The sequence below is a fragment of the Dactylosporangium sp. NPDC051087 genome, assembly GCF_055586325.1.
This window is the reverse complement of record NZ_JBVJIJ010000011.1, coordinates 198025-217503: the sequence shown is the minus strand read 5'-3', so window position 1 is coordinate 217503 and position 19479 is coordinate 198025. Positions and strand designations below refer to the sequence as shown.

Below are 19479 nucleotides of genomic sequence, written 5' to 3'. Positions count from 1 at the left end.
CACAACAGGCGGCTGGATGCGCTCGCATGCGCTACAGCTTCGAACCTAGCCGACCAGAAGTCAACAAACTCGAACAGAGAACTGTGCGAACGATGTTCAGAAGGGCGCGGTTCCGACCGTGGTCAAACGTTGGGTCGCCCGGGACAACGCCACGTACAACGTCCGGAAACCCGTCCTCGCCTCGTCCCTGATCTGCGCCGGCTCGACCACCAGCACCGCGTCGTACTCCATGCCCTTCGAGTCCAGCGCACCGACCGTCTGCAGCCGCCCGTCCCCGTCGAGACCGTCGACCCACTTCGCGATCTCGTCCCGGCGGGCCGTCGGCGTGATGACCCCGACCGTCCCCTCGACCTGATCCAGCAGCGTCTGCGCCGCCGCCCGGGTCGCCGCCTCCAGCTCCGGCGCCGCCACGGTCGCCAGGACCGGCTCCACCTCCGAGGACCGCACCGCGGTCGGCAGCTCGATGTCCGGCTGCGCCTTGCGGATCACCCGCGCGGCCACCTCGAAAATTTCAGCCGAGTTGCGATAGTTCGTGGTCAACGTGAACGCCGACCGGCGCCGGGAGCCGATCGCGCCGTCCATCGCACGCTCCGCCTCCGCCGCGTCACCCCACGCCGCCTGCGCCGGATCCCCGACGATCGTCCACGTCGCATTCGGCCCGCGCCGCCCGATCATCCGCCACTGCATCGGCGACACGTCCTGCGACTCGTCCACGATGATGTGCGCATAGTCACGGTAGTCCGCCGGCCGCTCCACCGCCTGCGCCCGCGCCGCCGCCATCCGGTCCGCATACGTCGTGACCTCACGCACCCCGTCCGCGACATGGAACGGATCCCGCGCCACCCGCTTCCGCACCGGCGGGTCACCGAGCAGCTCCTGCAACTCGTCCAGCAGCGCCACGTCCTCCACCGACGGGTCGTCCGGCCGGATCGACCCCGCGAGGACCGCGATCTCCCGGTTGCTCAACACCCCGTTCGCCCACCGCGACAACCGGTGACGGTCCGTGAGCCAGCCCAGCACCTCCACCGGGCGCATCACCGGCCACCACGCCCGCATGAACGCCACGAACTCGGGCCGCTCCGCGATATCCGGCGCGAACTCCTCACGCTTCTGCTGCCGCCCCGACGGCAGCAACTCCACACTCTGCCGCCACAACGCGTCCAGCACATGCCCGGCCGCCTTCGCCCGCGCCGCGTTACGCCGCACCCCGAGATTGAGCACCGTACGCCGCAGATCGTCCAACGCCGGACGCTCCAGGACCAGCAGCTCACCGCGGTACAGCAACCGCAGGCGCTCCGGCGAGTCAGGGACCGGCCCCCGCGCGGCCCGGCTCAGCACCCGCTGCATGCGCAACGACCCCTTCACGGCCGCCACCTCCGGCGGCTCGTGCCGGGACCCCTGCACACCCTCCAGCAGCTGCCCCAGCGACCGCAGCGACGCCGTGTCCTCACCGAGCGACGGCAGGACCCGCGACACATAGCCGACGAACACGTCCGACGGCCCGACGACGAGCACCCCACCCGACTCGTACCGGTTACGGTCCGCATACAGCAGATACGCCGCCCGGTGCAACGCCACGGCCGTCTTGCCGGTGCCCGGCCCGCCCCGCACGATCGTCACCCCGAGACTGGGGGACCGGATCGCGTCGTCCTGCTCCCGCTGGATCGTCGCGACGATGTCCTTCATGCCGGTGCCCGTCGCCCGCGACAGGTTCGCCAGCAGCGCCCCGTCACCGATCACCGCCATGTCACCCGGCGCGGCCTCAGGATCCAGCAGATCGTCCTCGATGCTGACGACCTTCTCGTTGCTGCTGCGGATGCTCCGCCGGCGCACGACCCCCATCCGGTCCGCCGGGGTCGCCCGGTAGAACGGCGCCGCCGCCGGCGCCCGCCAGTCCACCACGAGCGACTCGTAGGTCTCGTCACGCAGCCCGAGACGGCCGATGTACCGCACCTCGCCACCGGGCACGACCGGATCCGCGGACGCCGCGTCCTTGCCGTCACCGGACCGGCCGTCAGGGCCGAGATCCAACCGGCCGAACACGAGACCGTCGTGCTCGCTCTCCAGCGCCCGCCGCCGCTTCGCCGCGTGGTAGACCATCGCGTCGCGCTCCACCAGCGCGCCGAAGTTGCCGACCCTGGCCAGGCTGTAACCCTCCCGCTCGACCTCCGCCGCGGTGATCCGCAGCTGGTCGAGACGGGTGTAGACCCGGTCCAGGTATGCCTGCTCGGCGGCGATCTCCGACTCGCGAACCGCGTCGTTCAACGCCCCACCCCTAGCACCGGGTTAAAAAACAACCCTACGAGCCTACTTCACGGTGTGGGAGCCGACGCTTCGTCCCATTTACGGCGCCTTCACGGTGCCGGTGCCTTCGCGGTGCCGGTGCCTTCGCGGTGCCGGTGCCTTCGCGGCGCCGGTGCCTTTACGGCGTCGGTGTCGGTGCCGGCTCCTGCTCGGCTTCCTCACGCAAGGCCCGCGCCTCCGCGGCCGCCTTCCGCCGCAGGTAGAACGTCGTGGCCAGCCCCGCGACCACAGCCAGCGCCAGCGCGATCCACGAGAAGTCCTTCAGCCACCGCTCCGCCACCCGGCCCACCGAATAGATCGCGAACACCGTGCCGAACGCCCAGGTCAGACCCCCGAGCGCGTTCGCGATCAGGAACTTGCCATACGGCACCCGCAGCGCACCCGCGAGCGGCCCGGCCAGGATCCGCAGCAACGCGATGAACCGGCCGAAGAACACCGCCCACACACCCCACCGCTGGAACGCCCGCTCGGCCTTCGCCAGGTGCGCCGGCCCGAAATGCTTCGGGAACCGCCGCCCCGCCCGCTCCAGGAGATGCCGCCCACCGCGCCGGCCGATGTAGTAGCCGATCGAATCGCCGATGATCGCGCCCGCAGACGCCGCCCCGGCCACCCACCACGGGTCGATCTTCGTCGTCACCGCCAGCAACGACGCCGTCACCAGCGTGATCTCGCCGGGCACCGGAATGCCCATGCTCTCGATCCCGATCACCCCGCCGACCAGCAGATAGACCCAGACCGGCGAGAGCGTGGCCATCCACGTCTCGATGTGATGCACAGTCGCCTCCCCGCGGTGGTCGCCCTGTCCACCTTCTCATACCGTGGCGACCGTGAAGTGGATGGTGTATGGCGCGAACGGTTACAGCGGGTCACTGCTCGCCCGGCTCGCGGCCGCCCGCGGCGCCCGGCCCGTCCTCGCCGGCCGGTCACTGCCGGCCGTCGAGACGCTCGCCGGTCAACTGGGACTGCCGCACCGCGCGTTCCCGCTCTCAGCCCCCGACCTGACCGGCGTCGACGCCGTCGTCAACTGCGCCGGCCCCTTCGCCGCCACCGCCCGCCCCCTCGTCGAGGCCTGCCTCACCGCCGGCGTGCACTACCTCGACATCACCGGCGAACTCGACGTCTTCGACTGGATGTTCGCCCAGTCGTCACGCGCCGTCACCGCCGGCGTGGTCCTGCTCACCGGCGCCGGCTTCGACGTCGTCCCCACCGACTGCCTCGCCGCCACGCTCGCCGCCGCGATGCCGGACGCCGTCAGCCTGGAGATCGCGTTCGACGCCCCGGGCGGCCTCAGCCGCGGCACCGCCCGCACCAGCCTCACCGAGGCCGCCTCGGGCGGCCGCCGCCGCATTGGCGGCACCCTGGTCGAAACCCCCTTCGGCACCCCGTCCCGGACCGTGCCGTTCCCGTCCGGCCCGCGCACCGTCGGCGCGACCCGCTGGGGCGACCTCGTGACCGCCCACCACTCCACCGGCATCCCGGACATCACCGTGTACATGCGGCTGCCCCGCAACGCCGGCCTGGCCCGCCTGCTCCGCTTCCCCCCGCTGCGCGCCGCCGCCCGCGCCCTGATCCCCGCCGGCGGCCCGTCCGACACCCGGCGCTCCGGCACCGGCTGCGAGGTGTGGGCCTGCGTGACCGACGCCGCCGGCAACACCCTCACCGCGACCCTGACCGGCCCGAACGCCTACGCCCTGACCGCGGACGCGTCGCTGCGCGCCGTGCAGGCCGTGCTCGCCGGCGGCATCCCACCGGGAACCCACACCCCGGCCACCGCCCTCGGCCCAGCCTTCGCCCAAACCCTCGACGGCGTCACGGTCACCCCGCCACACTGACGGCGGCCAACCTTTTATCTATAGTGGTTGGCGGCGCCGACAAGAAATTTGGTCGGTGGGTGTACCGTTTGGGTTGAGCGGTAGGACGGACGGGCTTTTCGGACGTCGCCCTACTCGTGTCAGGCGCTCAGCGTCGCGCCGGCCTTCGAGGTGCCCGACGTCGTCTTGCGGCTCGTCGCGGCGTCGTCCGCGGGCGCCGGGCGGCGGGGCCGTGCCGAGCCGGTGCGCGCCGCGGTGCCGTTCACGGAGCCGGCCGCGCTGGGGCTGGTCACTGTGGGGCCGGTCGGAGTGGGGCCGGTCGGGGTGGGGTTGGTCGGGGTGGGGCCGGTCGGAGTGGGGCTGGTCGCGGCGGACCTTGTGGCGGACCTTGTGGCGGGGCTGGTCGTGGTGGATCTCGTGGTGGTGCCTGGCGCGGCAGACCTCGCGGTGGGGTTGCCCGGGACGGACCTCGTGACAGGCCGCTTCGCGGTGAGGCGCTTCTTCACTGTCGGACCCTTCACGGCAGGGCCCGCGGTGGTGAGGCCCACCGTGGCGGGGCTCACGGCAGGACTCGCGGCGGGAGCCGGGGTGGGGCTCGTCGTAGCGGCGCCGTCGGTGGCGGGGCTCACGGCGGGGGTTGCGGCGGGGGTTGCGGCGGGGCTTGCGGCGGGGGTTGCGGCGGGGCTCGCGGTCGCGGGGCCGGTGGTGGCGGTGCGGGTGCGCTGGCGGACCATGCGGGTGGTGCCCGCGGCGCGGCGGATGACCTCGGCGATCGCGTCGGTGACCACGTCGGGGCGTTCGATGGGCAGCATGTGGCCGGCGTCGTCGCAGGTGATCAGCTCGGCGTCGGGGAGCTCGCCGGCGATCGTGGCCGCGCAGGCGGGAGGGGTCAGGCGGTCCAAGCTGCCGACCAGGACCGCGGCCGGCAGGCCGCGCATCGCGGCCAGGGTCTCCACGCGGTGGTGCAGGTCGACCGACGGGCGGAAGCCGCCGATCGCGCACAGTGGCGCGTTGCCGACCATCGACGCGGTCAGGGCGACCCACGAGGTGTCGACCCGGCCGCCGAAGACCAGCCACCGGACACCGGGGGAGAGCAGCGGCATCAGGCGGCGGTGGGGGCGCCAGGCGCCCGAGCGGGCGAGAAGGCCGGCGCCCTGGACCTCCAGGACGCGCATGACCCGGGCGAGGCGCGGGCTCAGGCCGTAGCTGGTGCGGGACGAGCCCTCGGCCGACGTCGACACGAGGACCACGCCGACGACGCGGGCGGCGAAGGCGGCGGCGTGGCGTTGTGCGTACTCCATGATCGCCATGCCGCCGAGGGAGTGGCCGGCGAGGACGACCGGGCCGTCGGGGACGAGCTGGGTCATGACCTCGGCGAGGTCGTCGCCGAGCTGTTCGAGGGTCGCGTCGGTGCCTGAGGTGGCGGAGGAGCGGCCGTGGCCGCGCAGGTCGAAGGCGACCATCCGGACGGGGCGGCGGACCAGGGCGGCGACGCGGTCGGGGAGGTCGGCGATCTGCTGGCGCCAGAGGCGGTTGTCGAGCGTCCAGCCGTGCAGGAAGACCACGGTGACGGGGGTCTGCGCGGCGCCGCCGCGGCCGGGACCGGCGGCGGGTGGGGGCGCGGGCGGGTACAGCACGCTGTACAGGCGGGCGCCGTCAGCGAGCCTCACGGTGGAGGGGGAGACGACGGTACCCATACACCATTGTTACCCGGAAGTACGTCAGGTTACCCCGGTGATCGTCGGGAGTATTTCAGGAGTGAGGCAGGCAGGGGCCGGGACAGCGCACAGCCGCCGCCCGGCGGGGCCGGGCGGCGGCTGTGGTGGTCATGTGCCGCGCGACGCGCGGCCCGTGACGTCAGGCGGCTTCGAAGACGCCCGCGTCGACGAGGCGCTGCTCGGTCGCGTCCCAGCCGTGGCTGGGGTGGGCGACGTTGAGTGCCTGCAGCTCGACCCGCAGCTTGGAGGCGTGGCCGGCGCCGGCCAGCACGCGGATCTCCTCGACGAACGCGTCGGAGGAGGTCGCCAGGCGGTTGGTCTTGCCGTTGGTCAGGTTGCGCACGTAGACGTGCTTGCCGCCGTTGAGCGGGATGAGGTATTTGAACTCACCGAGCACGCTCAGGGCGCCGGACGCGCCGGCCTGGCCTGCGCGGACTGAGGCCCGCGCGGTCTTTGAGGTGTTGTTCGCCACGGCGGGAACTCCTTGTCGAGGCTGAAGCTGTGGAAGGCCGACGAAGACGCCAGACAGCGAAACTGTAACACCCGCCGGGTTCGACGAAAAAAACGCGTTACCTGGTGAAGGCTCCTCCCGTTGGACATTTCGTAGGGCCCGAGTTGCCGATTCTCTGGCGCACCGCGCGCAACATCGTCATCATGGGTCCCACAAGCACATAGCTACAGGGCGCACGTGTGGTAGCCGGGTTCGAGGTCGTAGGGGAAGACGCACCTCGGTCTCCGGGAGGTCCTACGTGCCCACGCGTGGCGTCATATACGTTCACTCGTCACCGCTCGCCGTGTCTTCGCACGTCGAGTGGGCGATCGCGCGCGTCCTCGGAGCGCCGGTCAGACTCGAGTGGACGCCGCAGCCTGTCGAGCCGTCGGCTCGCCGGGCTCAATGCTCCTGGTCCGGTGCCACCGGGACCGGGGGCGAGCTGGCGGCTGCCCTGCGGCAGTGGCCGATGATCCGTTTCGAGGTCACCGAGGAGCCGAGCTCCGGGGTCGACGGCGAGCGGTTCATGCACGTGCCGGGGCGCGGGCTCTTCCACGGGTCGACGAGCGCCAACGGCGACATCGTGCTGTCCGAAGACCGACTCCGGCATCTGATCGCCACGTCCCGCGGGTACGAGACGCTCGCCCACGCGATGGAGAAGGCGCTGGGTGGCCCGTGGGACGCGGAGCTGGAGCCCTACCGGCACGCCGCCGACGGCATGTCCATGACGCTCCTCACCCGGGTCGGGTGATTGGGGGAAGTTGCACGTGCGTGGTTGAGTGGCACGGTGCCGCGTCCCGGAACCCTGCCCCGACTGCTGCTGGCCGCTGCCCTGCTCGGTGGGTGCACCGACGGCACGACCGCGTCGCCGGCGCCGTCCGCGACGGCGCAGGACTCGGCCGTCAAGCCTGGCGGTGACCCGGCCCGGCAGGCCGCCGAGCTCGTCGCGAAGCTGTCCGACGAGGAGCTCGTCGGGCAGCTGCTGATGCCGTATGCGTATGGCAACGCCGCCGACAAGGTCTCCTCCGGGTCGGTGTCGGCGAACAAGGCGTACGCCGGCGCGGGCACCCCGGCGGAGATCGTCAGGAAGTACCACCTCGGCGGGATCATCCTGGTGTCCAGCAGCGCCGACGACCCGACCGCGGGGACGAACAAGACCACGAACGTCGAGTCGCCGGCGCAGGTCGCCAAGCTCACCGGTGGCCTGCAGGCGGCGGCGCTCGGGCTGCCCGCGAAGGTTCCGCTGCTCATCGGCACCGACCAGGAGTACGGGCAGGTCACCCGCATCCGCGACGGTGTCGTGCAGCTGCCCAGCGCGCTGGCGCTCGGCGCCGGCGGTGACCCGGCGCTGACCGAGGCCGCGTGGAAGGCGGCCGGCACCGAGCTCGCCGCCATCGGCATCAACGTCGACTTCGCCCCCGACGCCGACGTGCTCGGTGTCCAGCCGGGCGGGGTCATCGGCTCCCGGTCCTTCGGCAGCGACCCGAAGCTCGTCGCCGGGCAGGTGACCGCGGCCGTGAAGGGGCTGCAGGCGGCGGGGGTCGCCGCGACCGTCAAGCACTTCCCGGGCCACGGGCACACCACTGTGGACAGTCACAGCAGCCTGCCGGTCCTGAGCCAGAACGTGGGGGCGCTGGAGGCGGGCGACCTGCCGCCGTTCGTCGCCGCCGCGGGGGCGGGTGTCGGGCTGGTCATGTCGGGTCATCTCGACGTCAGGGCGATCGATCCGGGTGTACCGGCGTCGTTCTCCAGCAAGGTCCTCATCGACCTGTTGCGCACGAAGCTGGGGTACCAGGGGGTCGTGATCACCGACGCGCTGAACATGGAGCCGGCGGAGCGGTGGGGTCCCGGTGAGGCGGCGGTCCGGGCGGTGCTGGCCGGCAACGACATCCTGCTGATGCCGCCGAAGCTGACGGAGGCGTACAAGGGGCTCCTGGACGCGGCGCGTTCCGGGCGGCTGCCGAAGCAGCGCCTGGTCGAGGCCGCGACCCGCATCCTGACGCTGAAGTTCCGCCTGGCCGCCGTGCCGCGGCCCGACGCGTCGGTCGTCGGCGGTGACGCCGGGAGATCCGCCGCCCGGGCGAGCGCCGCCGCGGCCGTCACCGTCTTGCGCGGCCCCTGCTCCGGTGCGCTGGTCACCGGCCAGGTCCGGGTCACCAGCGCGGGCAGCGAGACCGCCCGCGGCTGGCTGGAGGCCGCCCTGACCGCCGCCGGCGCGACCGTGGTCCAGCAGGGCGGGTCGGAGGTGCGGCTCGTCGGCTACGGCAAGGGCACCTCCGACCTTTCGGGGTCGGCGGCGGTGACCGTGGCGGTCGACACCCCGTACGTGCTGCGTTCGGCGAAGGGGACCCTCCTCGCCACGTACTCCTCCTCGCAGGCGTCGATGCTTGCTCTCGCCGACGTCCTGGTCGGTAAGGCGAAGGCGCCCGGACGCTCGCCGGTGCCCGTCCAGGGACTCCCGGCGACCGCCTGCGGCTGAGCGGCTGAGCGGCCCTCGCCGCGGCGGGACGGTCACCGTTCGGTGGATGCCTGTCCCGCAGATCGGATGTCTCCGCGTTGACGTCCGGTGATCTCCGCCGTCTTCCCGCGTCACGGACGCACCCGCCCGGCCGTTGCGGTGCGGGGTCACGCATCGGGACCGTGGTGTCACCACCGATGTAGGTGAATGGGGGGAACTTTCGATGCCGAACCACGTCATGCACGTCGTCGCGCACCCTGACGACGACCTGTTCTTCATCAATCCCGACGTGTCCGCCTCGATCGCCGCGCAGCTGCCGGTGGTCACGGTGTACGCCACCGCGGGACAGCTCACCGGCAACGGCAGCACCGACGGGCAGCGGGCCCGCAACCGGCAGCTCGGGGTCATGGCGGCGTACGCGCAGATGTGCGGGATCAGCACGCCGGCGTGGGCGGGGGACGCGCTGTGGGTGTCCGGCCGGCAGGTCGAGCGGTACGTCCTGCAGGACACCGCCGCACCGGTCGAGCTGATCTTCGTCAACCTGCCCGACGGCGGGCTCGACGCGGTCAACGCCGGGCAGAGCCGGACCACGGTCCTCGTCACCGGCGGGATCGTCACCCGCACGTTCAGCTGCGTGAAGGCCGACGTCGTCGGGGTCCTGACCGGGTTGATGGCCCGCTACCAGCCGAGCGTCGTGCACACCCTCGACCCGCTGCCCGACGCCCGGTACGCGCCCGACCACGCCGACCACATCGCCGTGGCGAAGCTCGCCGCGCAGGCCGCCGCCGTGCACTGCGACGCGCTGCCGCTGGTCAACCACCGCTGCTACACGATTCAGGACTCGCCGCCGGACCTGCACCCGGTCGACCGCGCCGCGAAGCAGTCGATGATCAACGCGTACGCGGCGTTCGACAGCGGCGTGTACAACTCCGGCTGGGTCGACTCGACGTACCTGCGGTGGCCGCGGGGCAGCTCGTGGATCGGCCGCAACGCCGACGGCCGGCTGCAGCTCTTCGTCGTCCGCGGCGGGGTCCTGTGGACGTGGTGGCAGTCGCCCGGCGGGGCGTGGAACGCGCCGGTGGTGCTCGGCGGCGCCGGTGGGGAGCTGGCGTCCACGATCACGGCCGGGGTCAACGCCGACGGCCGGTTGCAGGTGTTCGGCCGGCGCCTCAACGACCACAAGATCGTCACCACGTACCAGACGGCGGTGAACGGCGGGTGGGCCACCTCGTGGGTGGATCTCGGCAACCCGAACACCGCCTACGGCAACGCCGACCAGGTCGGCGCGGCCAGCTGCGTCCTGCTCGGCAACGGGCGGATCCTGCTGGCGGTCCGCAACGGCGGCGGCGGGGTGTCCGCGAAGACGCAGACGGCCGTGAACGCGGGGTTCCCGGCGGCGTGGGCGGACCTCGGCGGCAGCGACGTGCAGGGCGAGCTGTCGGCGGTCACGAACCCGAGCGGCTGCGTCGAGCTGGTCGCGTCGACCCGCACGGGCATCCTGCACTGGTACCAGAACACGGTCGGCGGCACGATCGTGCTCAACACGACGTTCCCGGGGACGGGACCGGCGTCGCCGCCCGGGACGGTGCTGCTGCAGGACGGCACCGCCGCCGTCGTCTACCGGTCGGTCGGCGGTGAGGTCGTGATCAACCGGCAGACGGCGCCGGCCGCCGGCTGGAACACGGTCGTGACCGCCGCCGGCCGTCCCGGCACGACGGGACCGGCCGTCACCGGCCGGGACCCGATGCTGCTGAGCCGCACCTGCGGCGGGGTGCTGTCCGTCGGCGTGTACACGGGCGGCGTGTGGACGTGGAGCGACCTGGACGGCGGGCCGTTCATCGACACGCCGGCCGTCGCCGTCGACCCGTCGGGGGTGGTCCTGCTGGCCGCCGTCGGCATGGACGGTGTCCTGCGCATCAGGACCCAGGTGGCGGCGGGTGTCACCCAGCCGTTCGGCCCGTGGCAGACCCTGCCCGCATAACGCGCGGGACAACGAGGGCCGGGATGGCGCAGGACAGCGAGGAGGGCCGGGGGCGACGCCCCCGGCCCTCCTCGGCAGAAAACGTCAGGCGCGGGCGAAGACCAGCGCCGCGTTGTGGCCGCCGAAGCCGAACGAGTTGTTCAGCGCGGCGGGGATGTCGAGGTGGCGGGCCTTGTGCGCGGCGACCTCGAGGTCGAGCTCGTCGTCGGGCTCGTCGAGGTTGATCGTCGGCGGGACGACACCGTGGTAGATGGCGAGGATCGTCGCGATCGACTCGACCGCGCCGGCGGCGCCGAGCAGGTGCCCGGTCATCGACTTGGTCGACGTGAGCAGCGGGTGGTCGCCCAGGGCGCGGTGCAGCGCCTTGATCTCGGCGAGGTCGCCGACGGGCGTCGACGTGGCGTGCGCGTTGACGTGGACGACGTCGGACTTGGCGATTCCGGCGTCGCGGAGCGCGAAGTCGATGGCGCGGACGGCGCCGTCGCCCTCCGGGTGCGGCTGCACGATGTCGTAGCCGTCGGAGGTGAGTCCGGCGCCGGCGAGCCGGGCGTAGATCCGCGCGCCGCGGGCACGGGCGTGGTCGGCGCGCTCCAGGACGATGACGCCGGCGCCCTCGCCGAGGACGAAGCCGTCGCGGCCCTTGTCCCAGGGGCGGGACGCCCGCTCGGGCTCGTCGTTGCGGATCGACATGGCGCGCATCGACGCGAACCCGGCCATCGGCAGCGGGTGGATCACCGCCTCGGTGCCGCCGGCGACGACGACGTCGGCGCGGCCCCACCGGATCAGGTCCAGGGCGTGCGCGATGGCCTCGGCGCCGGTGGCGCAGGCGCTCGCGACGCAGTGCACGCCGGCCTGCGCGCCGAGCTCCAGGCCGACCCACGCGGCGGGGCCGTTGGGCATCAGCATCGGCACGGTGTGCGGTGACACCTTGCGCGGGCCGCTGGCCTCCAGGATGTCGTCCTGGGCGAGGAGGGTCTGGGCGCCGCCGATGCCGGAGCCGACGCTGACGGCGAGCCGCAGCTTGTCGACCTCGGGGGAGCCGGCGTCGGCCCACGCCTCACGCGCGGCGAGGATGGCGGTCATCTCGGAGCGGTCCAGCCGGCGGGCCTGGACGCGGTCGATCACCGTGCTCGGCTCGACGGCCAACTGCGCGGCGATCCGCACGGTCAGCTGCGCGGCCCAGTCCTCGGTCAGCGCTGACACCCCCGACTTCCCGGCGAGCATGGCATCCCACGTGGATGCGACATCCCCGCCCAGGGGCGTGGTGGCCCCGAGTCCGGTGACGACGACCTCAACACTCACAGCACTACACCTCTCTGGCTGACCCACATGCGGGCTGACCTTCTTGACGCGGTCTCGGGCAGGTCCGGGGTGACCGTCCGACGACCCGAGACCGCGGCAACGGCTGTCAGGCCTGCGACTTCACGATGTACGACACGGCGTCACCGACGGTCTTGAGGTTCGGCACCTCGTCATCCGGGATCTTCACGCCGAACTTCTCCTCCGCCGCCACCACGACCTCGACCATCGACAGCGAGTCGACGTCCAGGTCGTCGGTGAACGACTTCTCCTCGGCGACGTCGTCGGGGTTGACCCCGGCGACCTCTTCGAGGATTTCGGCGAGACCGCCGGCGATCTCTTCACGGGTGGACATAGAGCTTTCCTTCCTTGGGTTGACGCAACCTCGACGCGAAGTCGAACGCTGTTGAAACAAAAGCACGCTGCCGGGACAACGCCGCCGTCCTACGGGCAGCGGACGACCTGGCCCGCGTAGGTCAGGCCGCCGCCGAAGCCGAACAGCAGCACCGGCGCGCCGGAGGGTACCTCACGCCGCTCGATGGCCTTCGACAGCGCGAGGGGGATGCTCGCCGCCGACGTGTTGCCGGACTCGACGAGGTCTTTGACGATGATCGCGTTGGGCAGGTCGAGCCGCTTCACGATGCCGTCGATGATGCGGGTGTTGGCCTGGTGCGCGACGAACGCGGCGATGTCCTTGCCCTGCACGCCGGCACGGTCCAGGGCGGCCTGCGCGAACGGGGCGATCGCGGTCGTCGCCCAGCGGAACACCGACTGGCCCTCCTGCTTGATGTACGGGTGCCAGCCCTCGATCTTGAGCACGTCGCCCTTCTCGGGGGCGGAGCCCCAGACGACCGGGCCGACACCGGTCGGCTCGTCGCCGTAGGTGGCGGTGACGACCGCGGCGCCGGCGCCGTCGCCGAAGAGCACGGCGGTGGTGCGGTCGGTCCAGTCGGTGACGTCCGACAGCTTCTCCGCGCCGATGACCAGGGTGTTGCGGCTGGCGCCGGCGCGGATCGCGTGGTCGGCGCTGGCCAGGCCGTAGCAGAACCCGGAGCAGGCGGTGTTCAGGTCGTACGCGGCGGGCGCGGTGATGCCGAGCTTCGCCGCGACGCGGGTCGCCACGTTGGGGCAGCGGTCGATCGAGCTGCAGGTCGCGACGACGACCTGGTCGATGTCGGCGGCGGTGAGGCCGGACGCGGCGAGGGCCTTGCCGGCGGCGGCGGTCGCCATGTCGGCGACGGTCTCCGCGCCGGCGACGCGGCGCTCGGCGATGCCGACCCGGTCACGGATCCACGCGTCGTTGGTCTCGATCACCTTGGACAGGTCGTCGTTGGTGACCACCTGCGACGGCTGGTAGTGCCCGAACGCGAGGATCTTGGACCCCGTCGGCTGGTTCATAGCTGGTCTCCAATGCGAGCGAGCGGCTGGCCGGGCGCGACCGGATCGTCGAGGGTGACGAGCCATTCGGCGAGCACGCCGGCGCCGTGGGTGGTGACGTCGACGGGGCCCTGCGGGGTCTGCACCGCGCCGATGCGCTGCCCGTCGCCGACCTCGGCACCTTCGACCAGGCCTTCGGCGGGGGTGAACGTGCCTGCCGCCGTCGCCAGGACCACGTTGCCCTGGGGGTGCGGCTCCAGCACCGGGTGGGCGCCGTGCCGGGTGATCACGTCGCGGGCCGCGGCCAGGTCGTCCGGCGTGTTGACGGTGACGATGTCGATGCCCTTGATGGTGCGCTTGACCAGCCCGGCGAGGGTGCCGGCCGGGGCGAGCTCGATGACGGCGGTGACGCCGAGGTCGGCGAGGCGGGCCATGCACAGGTCCCAGCGCACCGGCGCGGTCACCTGCTTGACGAGGCGCTGCAGCATGCTCGGGCCGTGCTCGACGATGGTGCCGTCGCGGTTGGACAGCAGCAGCTTCGTCGGCGCGGACACGGTGACCCCGGCGGCGATCGCGGCGAGGGCGTCCTCGGCGGGCGCCATGTAGGGGGTGTGGAACGCGCCGGCGACCTGCAGCGTGATGATGCGGGTGCGGGCCGGCGGCTCGGCGGCGAGCTTCTCCAGGCCGCTCAGCGAACCGGCGGCGACGACCTGGCCGGCGCCGTTGCGGTTGGCCGGATACAGGCCGGCGGACTCGACGGCGGCGATGACCTCGTCGGGGTCGCCGCCGAGGATCGCGCTCATCCCGGTCGGCTCGAGGGCGCACGCGGCTGCCATCTCCCGGCCGCGGACGGCGGCGAGGGTGACGGCGGCCTCGGGGCTGAACACCCCGGCCAGGTGGGCGGCGGCGAGCTCGCCGACGCTGTGCCCGGCGATGACCGTCGCGTCGTACATCGGCAGGTGCTCGGCCGCGAGCAGGGCCGCCGCGACGAGCAGCGGCTGGGTCTTGGCGGTGTCCCTGATCTCCTCGGCGTCCGCCTCGGTGCCGAGGTGGACCAGGTCGACGCCCGCGAGGACGGACCACCAGCGCAGGCGGGCCTCCGCGCCGGGCAGCGCGAGCCACGGAGTCAGGAAGCCGGGTTTCTGGGAGCCTTGCCCTGGGGCGAGTACGGCGAGCACGTCTATGACTTTTCCGGATTTCCGTCAATCGCGCGGGTAGCGCGACGCACCAAAGTGGACCACGTCGTTTGTAGGAACCCTACAAGAGTTTGCGTGGTGTTGCCCCAACAGCATGATGCCGTCACCCACCGCAATTCTATGTTCACCTGCCCTGCGACCTGCGTCACGACGGCGATGAAATGGGTCACTGCGGCGGCGGGTTCGGCGGCGCGGGTGCGAACGGATCCAGTCTGCCGATCGTCAGCGCGATCCGCAGGGCGAACGCGTCACGAGGCACCAGCGGGACGAAACCGGTGACCTCGCCGATGCGCCGCAGCCGGTACCGGACCGTGTTCGGGTGCACGAACAGTCCCCGGGCGGCGCTCTCCAGCACGCCGCCGCCGGCGTAGAACGCGTCGAGGGTCTCCAGGAGCTCGCCGCCGGCGCGGACCAGGGCGCCGTAGATGTCCTGCCGCAGGATCCGGCGGGCCTCCGCGTCGCCGGCGAGGGCCCGCTCGGGCAGCAGGTCGGCGGCGGCGACGGGGCGGGGCGCGGCCGGCCACGCGGGCGCCGCCCGGAAGCCGGCCAGGGCCGCGCGGGCCGACTCGGTGGCCTCGTCCAGCGACGGCACCGCCGGGCCGACGACGACCGGGCCCTCGCCGAAGCCGACGAGCAGCCGCTCGGTCGCCGCGATCGGGTCGGGTGCGCCGCCCAGGACGACGACCAGGCGGTCGCCGTGGACGCCGCCGAGGATCTCCACGCCGATCCGGCGGGCCGCCCGGTAGACGGTGTGCAGGACCGCGGTCGCCTCCCCGCCCGGCGACCGGCCGACCGCGACCGCCACCGGCGGCGCGTCCGCCCAGCCCAGCGCCGCGGCCCGGCTTGCCAGGACGTCGGAGGAGTCGCCGCGCAGCAGCGCGTCGACGAGCAGCGCCTGCAGCCGCGCGTCCCAGGCGCCCCGGGTCTCCGCCGCGCGGGCGTAGACGCGGGCCGCGCCGAACGCGACCTCGCGGCTGTAGTGCAGCACCGCCTCGCGTATCCCGGCCTCCTCGCCGTCGGCGGCCAGCAGCGGCAGCTGCTCCTCGACGACCTCGATCGTCACCCTGATCAGCTGGACCGTCTGGCCCAGGTTGATCGAGCGGGCCAGGGCGCGGGGGGCGGCGTCGAAGAACTCGTCGGAGTTGTCCGGCGGCAGCGGGTTGCCCTCCTGCCGGTTGCGCAGCCACTCGACCAGGGACCGCACGCCGGCCTGCGCGACGAGCATCACCCACGCCCGCTGGTCGGCCGGCAGCTCCCGGAACCAGGGCAGCGTCTCGTCCATCCGCGCCACGCTCGCGGTCGCGAGGGCGCCGGCCGCCCGCTCGATCGAGCGCACGCTCGCTTCGAGGTTCCCTCGGCTGTCGCGCCCTCCCGGCAGCTCCTGGTTCTTCACCCGCACAGCTTTCCATCGCCGGGCCGGGAAACAGTAGTCGCGGCGGATCTTTCATCGTCTGGCCGCCAGCCAGAAGCCGCCGTAGATCCCGGCCTCCTTCGACGTCTGCCGCAGCCCGTTCGGGCCGTCGATCAGGCGCCGCCCCCAGCTGGTCCGCTTCCCCGGCCGGAACCCGTCGACCATGTCCAGGTAGTGGTACTCGGGGCTGTTGCCGCTCCACGCCCAGCCCAGGTAGCCGAGGTCGTGCGTCTGGCAGTACGCCATGATCGCGTCCTCGTCGGGGTCGCCGTACTGGTGGATCGCCGAGAACTCCCCGACGACGATCGGCAGCTGCTGCCGGACGAACACGTCGAGGTAGTCCGACACCTTCCCCGGCGTGTCGAACGGCCCGTACATGTGCACGTCGAAGACCGTGTTGTGCTCCGGGTCGGCGGCGAACACCTCGGCGGCGTGGTCGCGCATGACGTGGAAGGAGTCGTTGCCCCAGTTCGGCGCGTCGACCATGATCGCGTGCAGCAGCCCGGCGGAGCGCAGCCGCTGGATCGCCGTCTTCGTGTCGCCGATCCAGTCGACGTTCACGGCGTGCCCGGAGGGCTCGTTCGCGATGTTGATGACGACGTACGACTCCTGCCGCAGCAGCACCTTGCGCAGGGTCAGCCAGTAGTCGACGGCCTGCGCGATCGTCGCGGCCCCCGGCTCGGTGCCGTAGCCCATCGTGTCGTGCACGTCGAGCACGCAGATCAGCCGGTTCCCCCGGCACTCGCCGATGATCCCGGCGACCTCCGCCGGGCTCGTCGCCGGGAAGGTCGTGCCGCTGGACAGCGCGACCCGCACCGAGTTCGCGCCGCTCGCCTTGATGTCCGCGAACACGGACTTCGGTCCCTTGTTGAAGTACCACCCGTGGTTCACCCCGCGCAGGACCAGGCGCTCCCCGTTGGCCTCGACGAGATGCCCGCGTTCGGCCTTGATGCCGCTCGCGCCGTAGGCGGGCTCCACCGAGACGTATGCGGCGCCCAGCAGTGACAGCAGCAGGGCGAGGAACGCCGCTCTGATCAGTGTCTCGCTGCGCAGGCCGGAACGATGCGCTGTTCGTATGCGTGGATGCAGCACGGCCCGCCGCTACCCGCCGATGTGCCCACCAAACGGGGATCGACCGCAGTCCCTTTCTGCGGGTAATCTGGAGATCACATAGCGTGGCCAAGATCGCGGAGAGGCGGGCTGTGGAGTCCAAGTCGGCTGAGCTGGCGTCTGAGCAGCAGCACTTCGACCTCGCCCGCAAGCACCGCGAACGCGCCCGGGCGGAGCTCGGCGAGCTCCCCGACGCGGCCGCCAACGCCGGCGCGGGCCGCCGCCTCGCCGTCTTCCGCCGCGGCCGCAAGGAGAGCATCGCCCCGCCGGAGGAGCAGGTCGCGTTCGGGCGCATCGACTGCACCCCCGCCGACCCGGCCGTCGACGACACGTTCTACATCGGCCGGGAGACGGTCTTCGACGACCAGCGGCAGGTCCTCGTCGTCAACTGGCAGACCCCGATCGGCGCCCTCTACTACGAGGCGACCCACGAGGACCCGCGCGGCCTGCAGCGCAAACGCACCTTCCAGTGCGACGGCAACCAGATCCGCGACTTCGACGACGTCGTCTTCGCCCAGCTCGCCGCCGCCGTCGCGGAGCTTTCGGGCCCCGACGACGCCCTGCTCGCCGAGCTCGACCGGGCCCGCACCGGCGCGATGACCGACATCGTCGCCACCATCCAGGGCGCCCAGTCCCGGCTGATCCGCTCACCCCTGGACCAGGTGCTCGTCATCGAGGGCGGCCCCGGCACCGGCAAGACCGCCGTCGCCCTGCACCGCGTGTCGTGGCTGCTGTACAACCACCGCGACCGGCTCAAACCGCAGGACGTCCTCGTCGTCGGCCCGCACCCGGCCTTCACCCGCTACATCCGCACCGTCCTGCCGAGCCTCGGCGACGCCGACGTGGCGCAGCTGGACATCGACCAGCTCGGCCCACCGGTCCAGCGTGGACGGCCGGAGCCGGCGCAGACCCGCCGGCTGAAGGGTGAGGCGCGGATGGCCCGGCTGCTCGCCCGCGCCCTGGAGAACCGGGTCGGCACCCCCGAACCCGCCGAGCGGATGCTGTTCGACGGCGCGTTCGTCACCCTGTCCGGCGTCGAGGTCGCGGCCGCCGTCGCCGCCGCGCGTCAGGCCGGCGGCACGTACGCGCAACGCCGCCAACGCCTGAGGGCCCAGCTCGGCGACCTCGTCCGGGCCCGCGGCGGCGCAGGCGACCCGGAGCGCCTCGGCCCGGTCGAGAACCTCCTCGAACGCCTCTGGCCCCTGCAGAGCGCCGCCGCGTTCCTGCGCACCCTGCTCGGCTCCCGGGCCAGGCTCGCCAACGCCGCCGCCGACGAGTTCACCCCCGACGAGCTCGCGCTGCTGCACCGCCGCGGCGCCGACAAGCTGTCGGAGCAGATCTGGAGCAACACCGACCTGCCGCTGCTCGACGAGCTCGAAGAACTGCTCAACGGCGTGTCGCGCAGCTACCGGCACATCGTCGTCGACGAGGCCCAGGACCTCTCGCCCATGCAGCTGCGCGCCGTGGCCCGGCGCAGCTCGACCGGCTCGCTCACGATCGTCGGCGACCTCGCCCAGTCGACCGGCGCGTGGGCCCGCGACCACTGGGGCGAGGTCACCGAACACCTGCCGTCGCGGCTGCCCGAGGTCGTCGTCGGGCTGCGGTACGGCTACCGCGTCCCCCGCCAGGTGTACGAGCTGGCCGCCGAGCTGCTGCACGTCGCCGCCCCTGACGTCGAACCGACCAGGGCCGTGCGGGAGGGCCCCGCCGACCCGGGCGTCCACGTCGTCGAACCCGCCGAACGCGCCGGCCGGGCCGCCCTCATCGCGAAGGACCACGCCCTCGGCGGCCGCTTCGTCGGCATCGTCTGCCCTGCCGCCTGCCGGGCCGAGGTCGAGTTCGCCCTGCACGCCAACGACCTGCAGTGGGGCCGCGCCGACCAGGGTGAGCTCGACCACGCCATCAACCTCGTCAGCCCCCAGGAGGCGAAGGGCCTGGAGTTCGACGCCGTCATCGTCGTCGAACCCGAGGAGATCGTCGCCGAGGACGACCGCGGGCACCGGCTGCTGTTCGTCGCCCTCACCCGCACGATCCGCTACCTGGACATCGTCTGCGCCGGCGACCCGCTGCCGATCGAGCCCGGCCCCGACGTCACCGCCAGGATCCCCCGCCAGCGGACCGTCGTCGAACCCGACGCCGACCCGACCCTCGACATGACCCAGCTGGACCGCCTCGCCGAGGACCTCGCCGCCCTCATCACCGGCGGCGCCCCGGTCCCCATGTGGGACGAGGTCCTGCAGCGCACCGCGGCCCTGCTCGACGAGCGCGCCGACCGGTCCCGCCCCTCGGGCCGGCACCGCCGCGACTGACCTGCCTCAGCTTCC

The 19479-nt window shown here is 72.6% G+C and carries 15 protein-coding genes; 5 read left to right on the top strand and 10 right to left on the bottom strand.

Translation table 11 applies throughout. From position 1 onward, the window contains the following. Window positions 1–96 precede the first annotated feature (96 nt). A complete protein-coding gene (locus tag ACZ6TV_RS22460; protein WP_465299159.1) occupies window positions 97–2265 on the bottom strand; it encodes a HelD family protein in 2169 nt (722 codons plus the stop codon). Between the two features lie 157 nt (window positions 2266–2422). Continuing rightward, window positions 2423–3079 carry a DedA family protein gene (locus tag ACZ6TV_RS22455; RefSeq protein WP_465299158.1) on the bottom strand — a complete coding sequence of 219 codons (657 nt, stop codon included), beginning with the start codon at window positions 3077–3079 and terminating at the stop codon, window positions 2423–2425. Window positions 3080–3140: 61 nt separating this feature from the next. Here ACZ6TV_RS22455 and ACZ6TV_RS22450 point away from each other — a divergent pair, with 61 nt between their 5' ends. Then, window positions 3141–4136, top strand: a complete 996-nt coding sequence (locus ACZ6TV_RS22450) for a saccharopine dehydrogenase family protein (RefSeq protein WP_465299283.1) — start codon at window positions 3141–3143, stop codon at window positions 4134–4136. 119 nt (window positions 4137–4255) lie between these two features. Here the strand turns inward: ACZ6TV_RS22450 and ACZ6TV_RS22445 are convergent, their stop codons facing one another. Next, window positions 4256–5812, bottom strand: coding sequence for an alpha/beta fold hydrolase (locus tag ACZ6TV_RS22445; protein ID WP_465299157.1), 1557 nt, complete (start codon window positions 5810–5812; stop codon window positions 4256–4258). A 160-nt stretch (window positions 5813–5972) separates the two neighbouring features. Continuing rightward, complete coding sequence (locus ACZ6TV_RS22440) at window positions 5973–6305, bottom strand: hypothetical protein (protein WP_465299156.1); 333 nt, start codon at window positions 6303–6305, stop codon at window positions 5973–5975. Between the two features lie 277 nt (window positions 6306–6582). On the opposite strand from ACZ6TV_RS22440, the gene ACZ6TV_RS22435 reads away from it, so the two are divergent. From ACZ6TV_RS22435 to ACZ6TV_RS22425, 3 genes are all read left to right on the top strand, one after another. Further along, window positions 6583–7074, top strand: coding sequence for a DUF3145 domain-containing protein (locus ACZ6TV_RS22435; protein ID WP_465299155.1), 492 nt, complete (start codon window positions 6583–6585; stop codon window positions 7072–7074). A gap of 36 nt (window positions 7075–7110) precedes the next feature. Continuing rightward, window positions 7111–8802 (top strand): glycoside hydrolase family 3 protein, encoded by a 1692-nt coding sequence (locus tag ACZ6TV_RS22430; RefSeq protein WP_465299154.1) that lies wholly within the window; start codon window positions 7111–7113, stop codon window positions 8800–8802. 202 nt (window positions 8803–9004) lie between these two features. Beyond that, complete coding sequence (locus tag ACZ6TV_RS22425) at window positions 9005–10762, top strand: DUF8189 domain-containing protein (RefSeq protein ID WP_465299153.1); 1758 nt, start codon at window positions 9005–9007, stop codon at window positions 10760–10762. An 84-nt stretch (window positions 10763–10846) separates the two neighbouring features. Here the strand turns inward: ACZ6TV_RS22425 and fabF are convergent, their stop codons facing one another. The 6 genes from fabF to ACZ6TV_RS22395 all read right to left on the bottom strand — a co-directional run bounded on the left by fabF (window position 10847) and on the right by ACZ6TV_RS22395 (window position 17137). Then, window positions 10847–12064 (bottom strand): beta-ketoacyl-ACP synthase II, encoded by a 1218-nt coding sequence (gene fabF, locus ACZ6TV_RS22420; RefSeq protein WP_465299152.1) that lies wholly within the window; start codon window positions 12062–12064, stop codon window positions 10847–10849. Window positions 12065–12170: 106 nt separating this feature from the next. Further along, on the bottom strand, window positions 12171–12416 hold the full coding sequence (locus ACZ6TV_RS22415) for an acyl carrier protein (RefSeq protein ID WP_203847813.1): 246 nt from the start codon (window positions 12414–12416) through the stop codon (window positions 12171–12173). Window positions 12417–12505: 89 nt separating this feature from the next. Beyond that, window positions 12506–13459, bottom strand: coding sequence for a beta-ketoacyl-ACP synthase III (locus tag ACZ6TV_RS22410; RefSeq protein WP_465299151.1), 954 nt, complete (start codon window positions 13457–13459; stop codon window positions 12506–12508). Beyond that, a complete protein-coding gene (locus tag ACZ6TV_RS22405) occupies window positions 13456–14616 on the bottom strand; it encodes an acyltransferase domain-containing protein (protein ID WP_465299150.1) in 1161 nt (386 codons plus the stop codon). Before ACZ6TV_RS22405 ends, ACZ6TV_RS22410 begins: the two co-directional genes overlap by 4 nt. Before the next feature lie 184 nt (window positions 14617–14800). After that, window positions 14801–16027 carry a PucR family transcriptional regulator gene (locus ACZ6TV_RS22400; RefSeq protein WP_465299149.1) on the bottom strand — a complete coding sequence of 409 codons (1227 nt, stop codon included), beginning with the start codon at window positions 16025–16027 and terminating at the stop codon, window positions 14801–14803. A 51-nt stretch (window positions 16028–16078) separates the two neighbouring features. Then, window positions 16079–17137, bottom strand: coding sequence for a cellulase family glycosylhydrolase (locus ACZ6TV_RS22395; RefSeq protein WP_465299148.1), 1059 nt, complete (start codon window positions 17135–17137; stop codon window positions 16079–16081). A gap of 110 nt (window positions 17138–17247) precedes the next feature. Between ACZ6TV_RS22395 and ACZ6TV_RS22390 the strand changes: the two genes are divergently transcribed. After that, the gene (locus ACZ6TV_RS22390) at window positions 17248–19464 is read left to right on the top strand and encodes a HelD family protein (RefSeq protein ID WP_465299147.1); all 2217 of its coding nucleotides are present in this window, start codon (window positions 17248–17250) and stop codon (window positions 19462–19464) included. Window positions 19465–19479: the final 15 nt, after the last annotated feature.

Excerpts from the sequence above, each read along its gene's own strand:
- ACZ6TV_RS22425 (WP_465299153.1), top strand. The coding sequence starts at position 9,005 with ATGCCGAACCACGTCATGCACGTCGTCGCGCACCCTGACGACGACCTG.
- ACZ6TV_RS22445 (WP_465299157.1), bottom strand. The coding sequence starts at position 5,812 with ATGGGTACCGTCGTCTCCCCCTCCACCGTGAGGCTCGCTGACGGCGCC.
- ACZ6TV_RS22410 (WP_465299151.1), bottom strand. The coding sequence starts at position 13,459 with ATGAACCAGCCGACGGGGTCCAAGATCCTCGCGTTCGGGCACTACCAG.
- ACZ6TV_RS22450 (WP_465299283.1), top strand. The coding sequence starts at position 3,141 with ATGGTGTATGGCGCGAACGGTTACAGCGGGTCACTGCTCGCCCGGCTC.
- ACZ6TV_RS22415 (WP_203847813.1), bottom strand. The coding sequence starts at position 12,416 with ATGTCCACCCGTGAAGAGATCGCCGGCGGTCTCGCCGAAATCCTCGAA.